Origin of the sequence: Roseicella sp. DB1501 (assembly GCF_013112485.1) — a bacterium.
GTDB lineage: Bacteria > Pseudomonadota > Alphaproteobacteria > Acetobacterales > Acetobacteraceae > Paracraurococcus.
Window position 1 is genome coordinate 105,589 of the sequence record NZ_JABFHG010000009.1, and the last position, 14,130, is coordinate 119,718.

Below are 14,130 nucleotides of genomic sequence, written 5' to 3' on the forward strand. Positions count from 1 at the left end.
GCGAGAGCGGATCCCGACCGGGCGGACGCGCCCGACGGGGAGCCGCAAGAGAACGCCGATGGAGTGGTACCTGGGGCCGGACTTGAACCGGCGACCCCGGCATTATGAGTGCCGTGCTCTAACCAGCTGAGCTACCCAGGCGCGCGGTGCCGGGGTATGGCGGCTTTCGCAGGCGAAGGCAAGTCGTCGCGCGTCGCGAAAATCCGCGGCGGGGCCGGCCCCGCCGCCTGTCCGGACCGTGCTTTGTCCGCCGGCCCCGTGGCGGCTATGCGTGGCCGCCGATCGGGGCCCGCGATGCGCGGCTGCCGGCCAACCCGGATGGAGGCGCATGGGCGGGGAGGTCACGCGGATGGATCTGGCCGAGGCTTTCCTCGCGGGCGGTGGCGAGCTCTCGCGGCTCATCCTGGCCCATCCCTGGGAGGCGACGTCGCTCGGTGCCATAGCCGGCTGGTCGCCGAGCCTGCGCACGACCGTCGGCCTCATCCTCCGCTCGCCCGTGCCGATCGTTACCTTGTGGGGCGAGGACGGCATCATGATCTACAACGATGCCTATTCGGACTTCGCCGGCGGGCGGCATCCGCGGCTGCTCGGCTCCAAGGTGCGCGAGGGCTGGCCCGAGGTCGCCGACTTCAACGACAACGTCATGAAGGTCGGCCTTGCCGGCGGCACGCTGTCCTACCAGGACCAGGAGCTGACGCTGCACCGCTCCGGCGTGCCGGAGCAGGTCTGGATGAACCTCGACTACTCGCCGGTGATCGGCGAGAGCGGCCGGCCGGAGGGCATCGTCGCCATCGTCGTCGAGACCACGGCCAAGGTGCAGGCCGAGCGCCGGCTGCGCGTGACGGCCGAGGCGCTGGCGCGCCTGAACGCCGAGCTCGAGCGCCGCGTCGAGGAACGGACGGCCGAGCGGGACCGCGTCTGGCGCAACTCCCGCGACCTGCTGGCGGTGCTCCGGGCCGATGGCGTGTTCCGCAACGTCAATCCGGCCTGGACCGAGATCCTGGGCCTCGCACCCGCGGAGGTTATCGGCCGCAGCTTCCACGAATTCATCTGGCCCGAGGATGCCGAGGCGACCCAGGGCGCGGTGGACAAGGCCGCGACCGGGCACGAGCTGACCGGTTTCGAGAACCGCTACCGGCACAAGGACGGCACGCCGCGCTGGATCTCCTGGCATACCTCGGCCGAGGGCGAGGAGATCTTCGCCTATGGCCGCGACATCACCGCCGAGAAGGAGCGCGCCCTTGCCCTCAACGAGGCGGAGGACCGGCTCCGCCAGGCGCAGAAGATGGAGGCGGTCGGCCAGCTCACCGGCGGCATCGCGCATGACTTCAACAACCTGCTGACCGGCATCGTCGGCAGCCTGCAGATGATCCAGGCGCGCATCGCCCAGGGTCGGATCGGCGAGCTCGACCGCTACATCCTGGCCGCGCGGGGCGCCGCCGACCGCGCCGCGGCGCTCACCCACCGGCTCCTCGCCTTCTCGCGCCGGCAGACGCTCGATCCCCGCCCGGTCCGCATCAACCGGCTGGTCACGGGCATGGAGGACCTGATCCGCCGCACCGTCGGGCCCGCCATCGCCCTCGAGGTGGTGGCCGCGGGCGGGCTCTGGACCACCTTGGTCGATGCCAACCAGCTCGAGAATGCCCTGCTCAACCTCTGCATCAACGCCCGCGACGCCATGCCCGATGGCGGGCAGCTGACGATCGAGACCGCCAACCGCTGGTTCGATGTGCGGACGGCGCGCAACCACGACCTGCAGCCGGGGCAATATGTCTCGCTCTGCGTCACCGATACCGGCGTCGGCATGACGCCGGAGGTGGTGGCGCGGGCCTTCGACCCCTTCTTCACCACCAAGCCGCTCGGCCAGGGCACCGGCCTCGGCCTGTCCATGATCCACGGCTTCGCCCGGCAATCCGGCGGCCAGGCGCGCATCTATTCCGAGCCCGGCAAGGGGACGATGGTCTGCCTCTACCTGCCGCGCCATGCCGGCGAGGAGCTGACCGAAGGCGAGGCGGCGGAGCCGGTATCGGCGCCGCGCGCCGAGCATGGCGAGACGGTGCTGGTGGTCGATGACGAGCCGACGGTGCGAATGCTGGTCAGCGAGGTGCTGGGCGAGCTCGGCTACGCGGCGATCGAGGCGGACGACGGCGCCGCGGGGCTGCAGCTGCTGCGCTCCGGCCGGCGGATCGACCTGCTGGTCACGGATGTCGGCCTGCCGGGCGGCATGAACGGCCGGCAGCTCGCCGATGCGGCGCGCGAGCTGCGGCCGGGGCTGAAGGTGCTGTTCATCACCGGCTATGCCGAGAATGCCGCGATCGGCCACGGCCATCTGGCGCCCGGGATGCAGGTCATGACCAAGCCCTTCTCGGTCGAGGCGATCGCCACGCGCATCCGGGCGATCATCGAGGAGCGGTGAGGGCGTCCTGCCTGCCGGAGCAGAGCCCGATCAGGTGGAGGCACCTGATCGGGTGACGATGCTCTGGACCATGATCCGCTCACACAGGGTCGCGGATCATGGTCCAGGCCGTTGCTTGATCGCGTGAGTCACGCTTTTCGGCGAGTCCACCTCAAGCGATCACGCACTAGGGAAGGCCCCTCGGCGAGCAGGGCGAGCAGCCGCTCCCCGGCCTCGCCGAGCGCCTCCGGGACGGCACAGGGCATCACCCAGAGCCCAGCATTCATCAGGCCGCGATTGCGCCCAAAGCCGCCGAAGCCGATCTCCGCCGCCTCGAGCAGGATGGTACGGGCGCCCGCCTTGGCCAGGGGCAGGGCGGCGGAGAGGCTGGTGAAGCCGACGCCGATGACCGCAACATCACCGACCAGGGGCGGCGTCGCGGGCGGGGGCGGCGCGCTCCGCTCCCACAGGCCGTGGCTGCGCGGATCGCCCAGCATGCGCGCCCTTCGTCTCGTTGGCTCAGTGCAGCCGCGGCGCCTTCAGGAAGCTGCGGCGATCGGCGGAGACGAGCGCGACCTCGCTTTCCGTGCCGTCGCGGAGGATGCTCAGCCGCACCTTCACCCCGGCCGCGCCGGTGGCCCAGACCGCCCGCCAGAGCCCGGCGAGGTCGGAGACCCGCGCACTGCCGACGGCGAGGACGCGGTCACCCTCCTGTATCCCAGCCTTCTGCGCCGGCCCGTTGCGGGCCATGGAGCTGACGACGACGCCGCCCTCATCCTCGGTGGCGTAGAGGCCGAGCCAGGGCCGCGCCGGCCGGTTCGGCCGCCCATAGGCCAGCAGGTCGCCGAGGATGGGCGGCAGCAGGCTCGCCGGCACCACCATGTTGAGGTCGACGCGCCGGCCCTTGCCGTCCTGCTGCTGCATGACGAGGGAGCCGATGCCCATCAGCCGGCCATCGCCGCCGAACAGCCCGGCCCCGCCCCAGGAGGGATGCGCCGGGGCGGTGAAGATCGCGTCCTCCAGCATATACTCCCAGTAGCCGGCGAATTCCTGCCGCGCCGCGATGGTGCAGCGCAGCGCGTGCTTGCGCCCGCCAGCCGAGGCGAAGACACAGGTATCGCCGGGTTGCGGCCCGCCCTCGGCATCGACCGGCAGGGCGGGCAGGTCCAGCCGGCCGAGCGCCTGGATCAGGCCGAGCCCGGTCTCGAAATCATAGGCGAGGGCATGGCCGGGGATCGCTCGCCCGTCATGCGTGGTCAGCCAGATGGTCTCCGCCTCCGTCACCAGATAGCCGATGGTGGCGATGAGGCCGTCGGGCCGGATGACCACGCCGCTGCCCGCGCGCTCGGTGCCGAGCGTCTGGGCGGTGAAGCCATCCGCCGGCACCAGGGCCTTTACCGCGACGACGGAGCGCAGCACCTGGTCCAGGTCGAACTCATGCTCGGAAGGATCCGGCTGGAGGTCCGACGGGATTTCCCATTCGCTGCTTGGCATGCCGCTATGTCCGCTCCGCTCCCGGGGTTTGGCCGTCCGGCCGACTATCGACCGATCCGGCCGAGCCGCCAACGCGCGAGATGGGCGCGGGCGGCCGAAGGGGGCTAAGATTGGGGCCAGGGATGATGGGAAAGATGGTGATTCTCGGCGCCGGCGGCCATGGGCGGGCGCTGATCGAGCTGATCCGGGACCTTGGCGGCATCGAGATCGCGGGCCTGGTCGATGCCGCGCCGCGGGCGCCCGCCATGCTGGGCGTGCCGGTGCTGGGCGACGAATCGGTGCTGCCGGGGCTGCGCGCCTCCGGCGTCGCGCTGGCCTGCCTGGCGATCGGCACCGCGCCCGCCCGGCTGGCGGCGGCGGCGCGGCTGGCGGCCCTTGGCTTCGCTTTCCCGCCGCTGCTGCACCCCTCGGCGATCCGCGCCGGCAGCGCCCGGCTCGGCGAGGGCAGCGTCGTGCTGCCGCGCGCGGTGCTCGGCGCGGCCGTCAGCGTCGGGCGGTTCTGCATCGTCAATACCGGGGCGATCCTCGAGCATGACGTGGTGATCGGGGACGGGGCGCATTGCGCGCCGGGCAGCGTGCTCTCGGGCGGGGTGCGGGTGGGGGAGGGCGCGCTGGTTGGGGCCGGCGCCGCCTGCCGGCCGCTCGTGGCGATCGGCGCCGGAGCGATGGTCGGCCTCGGCGCGGCGGTGACCGAGGACGTGCCGCCCGGCGCCGTGGTCGGCGGCGTGCCGGCGCGGGTGCTCGCCGCCGGGTGAGGGCGATGGCCAGGCGATCCTGGGCTATCGTTATCCCGCCGGGATCCGCGCCTGGAGCAGATCCCGATCAGGTGGACTCACCGGATCGGGTGACGATGCTCCGAAAACAACAGGCTGGAGTATTTGCCGCGAACGGAAATGCTCCAGGGAGGAACGCATGCCGGAGCCACGGCCACTCGATATCCAGGCCTTCCTGAACGCACATCCCTTCTCCGCCTATCAGTGGCTGATCTTCGCGCTCTGCTTCGGTGTCGTCCTGCTAGATGGCTTCGACACGGCGGCGATCGGCTACATCGCGCCCTCCCTCCTCGCGGAATGGGGCGTCGAGCGTGCCGCCCTCGGCCCGGTGCTGAGCGCGGCGCTGTTCGGCCTGGCCTTCGGCGCCCTGGCCGCCGGGCCGCTCGCCGACCGGCTGGGCCGGAAGGCAGTGCTGACCGGCTCGGTGCTGGTGATGGGCCTGGCCTGCCTCGCCTCCGCCTGGGCCGGCAGCCTCGGGGCGCTGACCCTGTGGCGCTTCGCCACCGGCCTCGGCCTCGGCGCCGCCATGCCGAACGCGGTGACGCTGATGAGCGAATACTGCCCGGAGCCGCGGCGGGCCCTGCTGACCAACACCATGTTCTGCGGCTTCCCGCTGGGCGCGGCCTGCGGCGGCTTCCTCGCCGCCTGGATGATCCCGCTCTGGGGCTGGCGCAGCGTGCTGCTGCTCGGCGGCGTCGCGCCGCTGCTGCTGGCGCTGCTGCTGGTCGCGCGGCTGCCGGAATCGCTGCGCCACATGGTGACGCGGGGCCTGCCGGCCGAGCGCATCCGGGCGGTGCTGCGCCGCCTTTCGCCGGATGCCGCGACGGCGACGGCCTTCACCCTGGGCACTGCCACCTCGGGCGCCGCTGGACCGGGCGCGGACCGCCCGGCCGGGATTGGGCTGGTGCTCTCGCCCGCCTACCGCATCGGCTCGGCGATGCTGTGGCTCGCCTATTTCATGGGGCTGGTGATCTTCTATGCACTGGTGAACTGGATGCCGATCCTGTTCCGCGATTCCGGCCTGGCACCGCAGGAGGCGGCGCTGATCGCCGCGCTCTTCCCGCTCGGCGGCATCGGGGCGATCGCCTCGGGCTGGCTGATGGACCGGCTGGATGCCAACCTCGTCATCGCCGCCGGCTTCGTGCTGACCGCCATCGCGGTTTGGGCGATCGGCCAGGTGGCCGGCCAGGGTCTGCTGTTGGTCGCCGCCGTCTTCCTCGGCGGCACGCTGATGAACACCGCGCAGTCCTCGTTGCCGGCGCTCGCGGCCGGCTTCTACCCGACGGAGGGGCGCGCCACCGGCGTGGCCTGGATGCTCGGCCTCGGCCGTTTCGGCGGCATCGCCGGCTCCTTCCTGGTGGCCGAGCTGGCGCAGCGGCAACTCGGCTTCAGCGCCATCTTCACCATCATCGCCCTGCCCGGCCTGATCGCGGCGGCGGCGCTGCTGATCAAGCGCGCCGCGCATCCGGCCGGGGGCAGGGTGGTCCCGGCGCTGGGACATTGATGCCGTGATGGTCCACCCGGCCGCTGGCCGGGCCTGACGGCCAAACGCGTCCTGCCGCTCCTTCCGGCAGGGCGCCGCAAATCTGTGCAGTTCCGGGCTGGCGCCACCGCCTCGCTGGCGCCGCCGCGGCGGCTGGCGTGGCACGCATGCTGCAAGGTCGCGGGCGAGGGCCCCTTCCGGGCCGCCTGACGGAGACCGCCGACCTGCACGGCACCAGCACCCTGCAGCCGACCGCCGTGAAGGCGCGCGGCGCCATCGAATTCGCCGCCGTCACCAAGCGTTTCGCCGGCGGCGCCGTCGCCGTGGATGCGCTCGACCTGCGCATCGCCGCCGGCAGCTATGTCTGCCTGCTCGGCCCCTCGGGCTGCGGCAAGACCACCACGCTGCGCCTGCTGGCCGGGCATGAGCAGCCGACCACCGGCGACATCCTGCTCGACAACGCCAATATCGTCGGCCTGCCGCCCGCCCGCCGGGGCACGGCGATGATGTTCCAATCCTACGCCCTGTTCCCGCATCTCTCGGTACTCGACAACGTCGCCTTCTCGCTGCGCATGCGCGGCATCGGCAAGCCGGCGCGCCACGCCCGGGCGCATGAGGCGCTGCGGCTGGTGGAGATGGACCCCTTCGCCGCGCGGCTGCCGGCGCAGCTCTCGGGCGGGCAGCAGCAGCGCGTGGCGCTGGCCCGCGCCCTGGTGACCAACCCGGCGACGCTGCTGCTGGACGAGCCGCTCTCCGCTCTCGACCCCTTCCTGCGCGGCCGGGTGCGGGCGGAGCTGAAGCGCTTCCAGCGCGAGCTCGCCATCAGCTTCGTCCACGTCACCCACAGCCAGGACGAGGCGCTGGCGCTGGCCGACCATGTCGTGCTGATGCGCGCCGGGCGGATCGAGCAGCAGGGCAGGCCGGAGGAGCTGTTCGACCGGCCGCGCACAGCCTTCGTCGCCCGCTTCATGGGCGGGCACAACGTCTTCGCCCTGCCGAACGGGACGCTGGTCGCGGTGCGCTGCGACCGCACGCGGATTGTCCCCGACGGGGGCGCCGCCGAGGGCGTCCCCGCCACCGTCACGGGCGTCGAATACACCGGCACCGGCTTCGCCGTCGCGCTCACCGGCCCGGGCGGCGACGAGGTCTCCGTCGCCCTGACGGAGGCGGCGCTGCATGCGCATCCCGTCGAGCCGGGGCAGCAGGTGGCGCTCGCCTGGGATGCGGCAGACAGCCGCCCGCTCGCGGATGCCCCCGCGGCCGGGCGATGACCTGAGGAGGAGAAGCATGGACCATACGGGGATCGGCCGGCGCGGCGCGCTCAAGGCCGCGGCCGGCATCGCCGCCGGGCTGGCGGCGCCGGCGGTGCACGCGCAGGGCGCCGTCTCGCTGCGCTATGTCGGCACCGCGGTGAACCAGCACCAGGGCATCAAGGAGAAGGTCAAAGAAGACCTCGGCATCACCCTCGACTACATCCCCGTCACCTCGGACGACGTGGTGCGGCGGGCGGTGACGCAGCCGAACAGCTTCGACATCCTCGATTCCGAATATTGGATGCTGAAGAAGATCATCCCCTCGGGGAACCTCGTCGGCATGGACGCAAAGAAGATCAAGCTCGCGGGCGAGATCACCAGCGTCTTCCTCAAGGGCGAGGTCGGCGGGAAGACGATCGGCGGCCAGGGCACGGCGCCCTGGAAGGTGCTCTACCTGCCGGCGGCGAGCGCCAAGACCTTCGCGCCGTCGCAGACCGAGTACCTGACGCTGATCCCGACCACCTACAATGCCGACACGCTCGGCATCCGGCCGGACAAGATCGGCCGGCCTATCAGCTCCTGGGCCGAGCTTCTGAACCCCCAATTCAAGGGCCGCGCCTCGATCCTCAACATCCCCTCGATCGGCATCATGGATGCGGCGATGGTGGTCGAGGCCACCGGGCAGCACAAATACGCCGACAAGGGCAACATGACGAAGGCCGAGATCGACCTCACCATGAAGGTCCTGACCGAGGCCAAGCGCGCCGGCCAGTTCCGCGCCTTCTGGAAGGACTTCAACGAGAGCGTCAACCTGATGGCCTCGGGCGAGACGGTGATTCAGTCCATGTGGTCGCCGGCCGTCACCAAGGTGCGCAGCATGGGTGTGCCCTGCGTCTACCAGCCGCTGAAGGAGGGCTATCGGGCCTGGGCCGCCGGCTTCGGGCTGCCGAAGACCCTCTCCGGCCGCAAGCTCGACGCCGCCTACGAGTTCATCAACTGGTTTCTCTCCGGCTGGGCCGGCGCCTTCCTCAATCGGCAGGGCTACTACTCGGCGGTGCTGTCGACGGCGAAGGCCAATATGCAGCCCTATGAATGGGATTTTTGGATGGAGGGCAAACCGGCGGCGCAGGACATCAAGGCGCCGGACGGCACGGTGATGGAGAAGGCCGGCGCGGTGCGCGACGGCGGCAGCTTCGAGGCGCGCATGGGCGCCGTCGCCTGCTGGAACGCGGTGATGGACGAGAACGACTACATGGTCAGGAAATGGAATGAGTTCATCGCGGCCTGAGCCGGTGCCGATGCCGGAGGGGCGGGGGGCGGCGACGCTCGCCGCGCCCGAGGCGGTGCTGGAGGCGGGGGCGGTGACGGTGCCCAAGGCGGGGCCCGTGGCGCCGCCCGCCCCGGTGCTCGCCGCCGCCCCGCCGCCGCGACGGGCCTGGGCGCCGCTGCTGCAGGCGGCGCCGCTCTGGCTCGTGCTGCTGCTCTTCTTCGTCTTCCCGCTGCTGGCGACCGGCGTCGTCAGCCTGTGGAACTACACGGAATACTCGCTGGTCCCCGATGTCACCCAGCGCAATTACGTCGAGATGTTCGAGGGCTGCGGCACGCTTTCGGACGGGCTCTGCACCACCTTCCGCACCTATCTCTCGACGCTCCGGCTCTGCGGCATGGTCTGGGCCACCACCCTGCTGCTCGGCTTCACCGTCGCCTATTTCCTCTGCTTCCACATCCGCTCGGATGGCATGCGCATGGCGCTGTTCCTGCTCTGCACGGCGCCCTTCCTCACCTCCAACGTCATCCGCATGATCTCCTGGATCCCGCTGCTCGGCCGCGAGGGGGTGGTGAACCACGCGCTGCTGGCGATGCGCCTGGTGGACCAGCCGCAGGACTGGCTGCTCTTCTCGGAATTCTCCGTCGTGCTCGCCTTCGTCCACCTCTACACGCTGTTCGTGGTGGTGCCGGTCTTCAACAGCATGATGCGCATCGACCACCGGCTGCTGGAGGCGGCACGCGATGCCGGGGCCAGCGCCTGGCAGACCATCTGGCACGTGGTGGTTCCATTGGCGAAGCCCGGCCTTGTCATCGGCTCGATCTTCGTCATCGTGCTGGTGATGGGCGATTTCGTGACCATCGGCGTCATGGGCGGGCAGCAGATCGCCTCGGTCGGCAAGGTGATCCAGGTGCAGATGTCCTACCTGCAATTCCCCGCCGCGGCGGCGCAGGCGGTGGTGCTGCTGGCCTTGGTGTTGGTCATCATCGCGGTGATGACGAAGCTGGTCGACATCCGGCGGGAACTCTAGAGCATGATCCGTTCACCTGCTTTCACGGCTCACGCTCCAGCCATCACCGGATCGCGTGATTCACGCTTTTCGGTTTTTTCACCTCAAGCGATCACGCTCTAGCCATGGAAGAACGCCGTGGCCTCGGCTTCTGGCTGCTCGCCCTCTTCTTCGCCCTCTTCGTCCTGTTCCTCTACGGGCCGACGCTGACCATCCTCGCCCTCTCCTTCCAGGGGCCGGATGGCGGGCTGACCTTCCCGATGCAGGGCGTCTCGACGCATTGGTACCAGACGCTCTGGAAGGGCGTCGGCGTGGTCGATATCTGGGCCGCCTTTCGCCGCTCGGTGCGGCTCGGCCTCGTCGTCATGCTGCTGACGACGCTGATCTCGCTCTCGGCCGGCTATGCCTTTCGCCGCCGCTTCCCCGGACAGGGCCTGCTCTTCCATCTGACGGTCGCCAGCCTCATCGTGCCCTCCATCGTCGTCTCGCTCGGCATCGCGCTCGAATTCCGGCTGATTGACGATGCGGTGAAAGCCTATGCCGAGGCGAGCGGCGCGGCTTGGCTTGCCGACTACGCGACCGCCATGGGGCTCTTCACCTCCGGCCTTGGTGCGCACCTCACCTGGACGCTGCCCTTCGGCCTCCTGATCATGTTCGCCGTCTTCAACCGTTTCCCGGCGCAACTCGAGGAGGCGGCGCGGGATCTCGGCGCCTCGCCCTGGCAGGTCTTCCGCCATGTCGTGCTGCCGCTGATCGCGCCGAGCCTGGTCGGCGTCGCGCTCTTCGGCTTCACCCTCTCCTGGGACGAGATCGCCCGCTCGTCGCAGGCGATCGGCGACCTGAACACCCTGCCGCTCGAGCTGCAGGGGCTGACGACGACGGTGACGACGCCCGAGATCTACGCCCTCGGCACGCTGACCACCGGCGTCTCGGTGCTGGTGATCGGCCTTTCCTTCGCCGCCATCGCACTCTGGCGGCGGCTGCGGCTGAGATCGACGGCATGAATGAAAGATTCATGCCGAGCGCCCGAATGGGCGCCGCGCCCGGTGGCGCGAAGCCAAGGTTTGCGGAGCAAGCCGCCCGGCGTCTGAGGAAGGCTGTTGATGTGCCAACATCAACAGCCATCGGCATCAAGCGCGTCTGACGTTCCAGGGATAGGGCGAGGTGCCCTTCAGTACGCCCGTCAGGCCGCGATGGGCGGTGCGGATGAAGAACTGGCCGAGCGGCAGGAAGGGCACCGCCTGCCAGCTCTCCTGCTGGATCGCCTCGGCGATCCGCTGCTGCTCCGCCGGGCTGCCGGCGACGAGCCAGTCGGTGGTGAGCTGCTCGACCTTGTCGTTGCGGTACCAACCGAACCAGCCGCGCTCGCCCTGGCCGCGGATCGGCGCATTGACCGCCGGGTTCATGATGGAGATGCCCGGCCACCAGGTATGGAAGATGCTCCAGCCGCCCTTGTCCACCGGCTCCTTGCTGGTGCGCCGCTGCACCAGGCTGCCCCAGTCCATCTCCTGCAACTCGACAGTCATGCCGCAGCGTTGCAGCAGGTCGGCGGTGATCTGGCCGAAGGGGCCGATGGTCGGGAAATCGGTCGGGTTGATGACCACCACCCGCTCGCCCTTGTAGCCGGCCGCCTGCAGCATCTGCCGCACCTTGCGGAGGTCGCGCGGCCCGTCCAGCGCCTCGCTGCCGGCGGTGGTGCCGTAGGGCGTGCCGCAGGGCCACATGGAATGGCACAGCCGCCAGGCCTCGGCATCGTTCGCCGTCACCGCCTGGACATAGTCGGCCTGGTTCAGCGCATGCAGCAGCGCGCGGCGGATGGCCGGGTTGTCGAAGGGCGGCTGCAGGAAGTTGAAGCGGCAGACCCCGATATAGCCGAGCAGGTTGGTGATCTCGACGGTGATGCGGCGGTCGCGGCGCAGCAGCGGGATGAGGTCGGCATTCACCTGCTCCCACCAGTCGATCTCGCCCGATTGCAGGGCCGCGGCGGCCGTCGCGCTGTCGGGGATGATGGTCCATTCGATGCGCTCGAAATGCGCCTGCTTGCCGCCCGCCGTGCGGCTCGGCGGCTCCTGGCGCGGGACATAGCCCTCGTGCCGGGCATAGACGACACGGCTGCCGGAGACATACTCGCCCGGCAGGAAGCGGTAGGGGCCGGAGCCGATGACCTCCGGCACCTGCTGGAAGGGATCGGTCTTCGCCAGTCGCTCCGGCATGATGAAGGCGCCGTTGGCGAAGGGCTTGGCCAGCGCCTCCAGCAGCAGCGGGAAGGGCGATGCCAGCCGGATGCGGAGCGTGCGGTCGTCCACCGCCTCGAAGGCCTCGACGGCGGCGCCGAGCGACTGCCCGAAGGTGTCGCGCCGCGCCCAGCGGGCGAGGCTCGCGGCGCAGTCCCGCGCCAGCACCGGCGCGCCGTCATGGAAGCGCAGTCCCTCGCGCAGCCGGATGGTCCAGCTTCGGCGATCGTCGGACGCCTCGTGCCCCTCCGCCATCTGCGGCCGGACCTGGAAGTCGTCGGTCAGGCCGAAGAGCGTGTCGAAGACGGTCCAGCCATGATTCTCGGTGACGCCCGCGGTGGTCCAGATCGGATCGAGCGAGGTGAGGTTCGCCTGCGGCACCATGCGCAGGGTCCGGGCCCGCGGATCCTGCGCGAGGGCGGGACCCGCGAGCGGCGCGGCGGGCAGGCATGCCGCCGCCTTCAGGAGGCTGCGTCTGTGCATGGCATCTCTGCCGGGCATGCTGCCATTCTTTCCCGGCCCGGCGGAAGGGTGCGCCGGGCGCGGCGCTCAGCTCGGCGACAGCCGGACCAGCTCCGCCTCGATCCGCGCCAGCGGGATCGGCTTGATCAGCACCTCGTCGAAATCCTTCAGCGTCTCGGGCTCGGTCAGCGGCAGGAGGGCATTGGCGGTCGCCGCCACCACGCGGCCGGCGAATCCCCCCTCCCGCAATTGCCGCGCAAGGTCGCGCCCGTCGGTCATCGGCAGGTGGCAGTCGAGCAGGATCAGGTCGAAGTGCCCCTCCGCGAGAGCCGCCACGGCGCCCTCCGCATCGGTGCAGTCCTCCACCTCGGCGCCGTTGGCCTCGCAGGCAATGCGCAGCAGGCGCCGGGCCGCGTCGTTGTCATCGACGATGAGCACCCGTCGCGCCGTCATGGCCGGCGATCCCCGCCCGGCCCGCGGGCGGCACCCCGCGATCGGGCATCCGGCGTCCTTGCGTCCATGCCTCTCCCGCCTGTTCCCGGCATGCCCGGAGCGGTTCGCCGTTGCGGCGGCGCCCATGGCACCATGGTTGGTCCGGCATGGAACAACTCGGAATGGCGAGCCGGTGGTAGCCAACCATGCTCGCGATACCGGATGAATTCTCACGCCAGGCGCGTCAATGGCTGTGGAAATAAAACTGTTGGCGGTTAAATGCGCCTCACAAAGCCGCTATGCGCTGCGGCGGCCGCCAAGTCGCTGCCGCCTCCGCCGCCATGGCGCTACTCGCCCTTCACCGTGTTGCGCAGGCGGCCGATGCCGTCGATCTCGCATTCGATGACATCGCCTGGCTGCAGCGTGCGCGGCGGCTGCATGGCATAGCCGACGCCCTCCGGCGTGCCGGTGATGATGACGTCGCCCGGCCGCAGGGTGAAGCCGATCGAGAGCTGGTGGATGATCTCCTTCACGTCGAAGATCATCTTCGATGTGTGGCTGTCCTGCCGCTTCTCGCCATTCACCCAGAGCCGGATGCCGGTGTTCAGCGCATCGAGCTCGGCGGCGGGGATGATCCAGGGGCCGAGCGGGCAGGAGCGGTCGAGCGACTTGCCCTTGAACCACTGGCCATAGCGGCGCTGCAGGTCGCGCCCGGTTACGTCGTTGCCGATGGTCCAGCCGAAGACGTGGTCGAGCGCCCGCTCCTTCGGGATGTCGCGGCCCTCGGTGCCGATGATGGCGGCGAGCTCCACCTCGTAGTCGAGCCATTCGGTGACGCCCTTATGGGCTGGGATCCAGTCCTCCGGGGCGATGACGCAATCCGGGGCCTTGGTGAAGAATTGCGGGTATTTTGGCAGTTCCGAACTGGTGATCCCGCGGGTCCGGTCGCCTTCCGCCACATGGTCCATGTAGTTGCGGCCGACGCAGAAGACGTTGCGCCGCGGCCGCGGGATGGGGGCGAGGAGCCGCCAGGACCCGGCCGCCAGCAGCGCGCCGGCGGGCGGGCTCTCGGCCAGGGCCCGGACCGTGGCGAGCGCCGCCGGCCCCGCCTCGATCAGCGCCAGCATGTCGGTCATGCCGGGCGCGCCGGGAACCGCCGAGAGGTCGAGCATGCGTCCGTCCTCGAGCGCCACGCCGATGCGCGGTCCCTTGGCGTCGGTGAAGCTGGCGAGCCGCGTCATGGATGATCCTCCCCCGCACTGTCGTCTGCGCAGGGGAGCCCGCGCGCCGGCCGCTGGCAAGCCCCGCTCTCCAGACCCCCATCCAAG

At 70.5% G+C, this 14,130-nt stretch carries 12 protein-coding genes and 1 tRNA gene; 7 read left to right on the forward strand and 6 right to left on the reverse strand.

Annotation, left to right across the window (positions count from 1 at the left end; translation table 11 throughout):
- Positions 1-64 precede the first annotated feature (64 nt).
- Positions 65-141, reverse strand: a tRNA-Met gene (locus tag HJG45_RS18155).
- A 187-nt stretch (positions 142-328) separates the two neighbouring features.
- Between HJG45_RS18155 and HJG45_RS18160 the strand changes: the two genes are divergently transcribed.
- On the forward strand, positions 329-2,416 hold the full coding sequence (locus HJG45_RS18160; RefSeq protein ID WP_254452613.1) for a PAS domain-containing sensor histidine kinase: 2,088 nt from the start codon (positions 329-331) through the stop codon (positions 2,414-2,416).
- Between the two features lie 128 nt (positions 2,417-2,544).
- Here the strand turns inward: HJG45_RS18160 and HJG45_RS18165 are convergent, their stop codons facing one another.
- Complete coding sequence (locus tag HJG45_RS18165; protein WP_171613589.1) at positions 2,545-2,892, reverse strand: FAD-dependent oxidoreductase; 348 nt, start codon at positions 2,890-2,892, stop codon at positions 2,545-2,547.
- Between the two features lie 22 nt (positions 2,893-2,914).
- Entirely contained in the window at positions 2,915-3,889 is a 975-nt protein-coding gene (locus HJG45_RS18170; RefSeq protein WP_171613591.1) for a S1C family serine protease, read from the reverse strand.
- A 134-nt stretch (positions 3,890-4,023) separates the two neighbouring features.
- Between HJG45_RS18170 and HJG45_RS18175 the strand changes: the two genes are divergently transcribed.
- The 6 genes from HJG45_RS18175 (at position 4,024) to HJG45_RS18200 (ending at position 10,678) form a co-directional block, all read left to right on the forward strand.
- Positions 4,024-4,644, forward strand: coding sequence for a NeuD/PglB/VioB family sugar acetyltransferase (locus HJG45_RS18175; RefSeq protein ID WP_171613593.1), 621 nt, complete (start codon positions 4,024-4,026; stop codon positions 4,642-4,644).
- A 157-nt stretch (positions 4,645-4,801) separates the two neighbouring features.
- Positions 4,802-6,166 carry an aromatic acid/H+ symport family MFS transporter gene (locus tag HJG45_RS18180; RefSeq protein ID WP_171613595.1) on the forward strand — a complete coding sequence of 455 codons (1,365 nt, stop codon included), beginning with the start codon at positions 4,802-4,804 and terminating at the stop codon, positions 6,164-6,166.
- A 146-nt stretch (positions 6,167-6,312) separates the two neighbouring features.
- Positions 6,313-7,416: an ABC transporter ATP-binding protein gene (locus HJG45_RS18185; RefSeq protein WP_171613597.1), complete on the forward strand. Its 1,104-nt coding sequence runs from the start codon at positions 6,313-6,315 to the stop codon at positions 7,414-7,416.
- A 16-nt stretch (positions 7,417-7,432) separates the two neighbouring features.
- Positions 7,433-8,686 (forward strand): PotD/PotF family extracellular solute-binding protein, encoded by a 1,254-nt coding sequence (locus HJG45_RS18190; RefSeq protein ID WP_171613599.1) that lies wholly within the window; start codon positions 7,433-7,435, stop codon positions 8,684-8,686.
- Positions 8,667-9,695, forward strand: coding sequence for an ABC transporter permease (locus tag HJG45_RS18195; protein ID WP_254452614.1), 1,029 nt, complete (start codon positions 8,667-8,669; stop codon positions 9,693-9,695). Before HJG45_RS18190 ends, HJG45_RS18195 begins: the two co-directional genes overlap by 20 nt.
- Before the next feature lie 104 nt (positions 9,696-9,799).
- Entirely contained in the window at positions 9,800-10,678 is an 879-nt protein-coding gene (locus HJG45_RS18200) for an ABC transporter permease (protein ID WP_171613601.1), read from the forward strand.
- 126 nt (positions 10,679-10,804) lie between these two features.
- Here HJG45_RS18200 and HJG45_RS18205 read toward each other — a convergent pair whose 3' ends face one another.
- The 3 genes from HJG45_RS18205 to HJG45_RS18215 all read right to left on the reverse strand — a co-directional run bounded on the left by HJG45_RS18205 (position 10,805) and on the right by HJG45_RS18215 (position 14,043).
- A complete protein-coding gene (locus HJG45_RS18205; RefSeq protein WP_171613603.1) occupies positions 10,805-12,391 on the reverse strand; it encodes an ABC transporter substrate-binding protein in 1,587 nt (528 codons plus the stop codon).
- Between the two features lie 66 nt (positions 12,392-12,457).
- On the reverse strand, positions 12,458-12,823 hold the full coding sequence (locus HJG45_RS18210) for a response regulator (protein WP_171613605.1): 366 nt from the start codon (positions 12,821-12,823) through the stop codon (positions 12,458-12,460).
- A gap of 326 nt (positions 12,824-13,149) precedes the next feature.
- Positions 13,150-14,043, reverse strand: a complete 894-nt coding sequence (locus HJG45_RS18215; protein ID WP_171613607.1) for a fumarylacetoacetate hydrolase family protein — start codon at positions 14,041-14,043, stop codon at positions 13,150-13,152.
- Positions 14,044-14,130 lie beyond the last annotated feature (87 nt).

Coding starts and splice junctions, on each gene's coding strand:
- HJG45_RS18185 (WP_171613597.1), top strand. CDS start 6,313: ATGCTGCAAGGTCGCGGGCGAGGGCCCCTTCCGGGCCGCCTGACGGAG.
- HJG45_RS18210 (WP_171613605.1), bottom strand. CDS start 12,823: ATGACGGCGCGACGGGTGCTCATCGTCGATGACAACGACGCGGCCCGG.
- HJG45_RS18215 (WP_171613607.1), bottom strand. CDS start 14,043: ATGACGCGGCTCGCCAGCTTCACCGACGCCAAGGGACCGCGCATCGGC.
- HJG45_RS18190 (WP_171613599.1), top strand. CDS start 7,433: ATGGACCATACGGGGATCGGCCGGCGCGGCGCGCTCAAGGCCGCGGCC.
- HJG45_RS18200 (WP_171613601.1), top strand. CDS start 9,800: ATGGAAGAACGCCGTGGCCTCGGCTTCTGGCTGCTCGCCCTCTTCTTC.
- HJG45_RS18175 (WP_171613593.1), top strand. CDS start 4,024: ATGGTGATTCTCGGCGCCGGCGGCCATGGGCGGGCGCTGATCGAGCTG.
- HJG45_RS18160 (WP_254452613.1), top strand. CDS start 329: ATGGGCGGGGAGGTCACGCGGATGGATCTGGCCGAGGCTTTCCTCGCG.
- HJG45_RS18180 (WP_171613595.1), top strand. CDS start 4,802: ATGCCGGAGCCACGGCCACTCGATATCCAGGCCTTCCTGAACGCACAT.
- HJG45_RS18205 (WP_171613603.1), bottom strand. CDS start 12,391: ATGCACAGACGCAGCCTCCTGAAGGCGGCGGCATGCCTGCCCGCCGCG.
- HJG45_RS18195 (WP_254452614.1), top strand. CDS start 8,667: ATGAGTTCATCGCGGCCTGAGCCGGTGCCGATGCCGGAGGGGCGGGGG.
- HJG45_RS18165 (WP_171613589.1), bottom strand. CDS start 2,892: ATGCTGGGCGATCCGCGCAGCCACGGCCTGTGGGAGCGGAGCGCGCCG.
- HJG45_RS18170 (WP_171613591.1), bottom strand. CDS start 3,889: ATGCCAAGCAGCGAATGGGAAATCCCGTCGGACCTCCAGCCGGATCCT.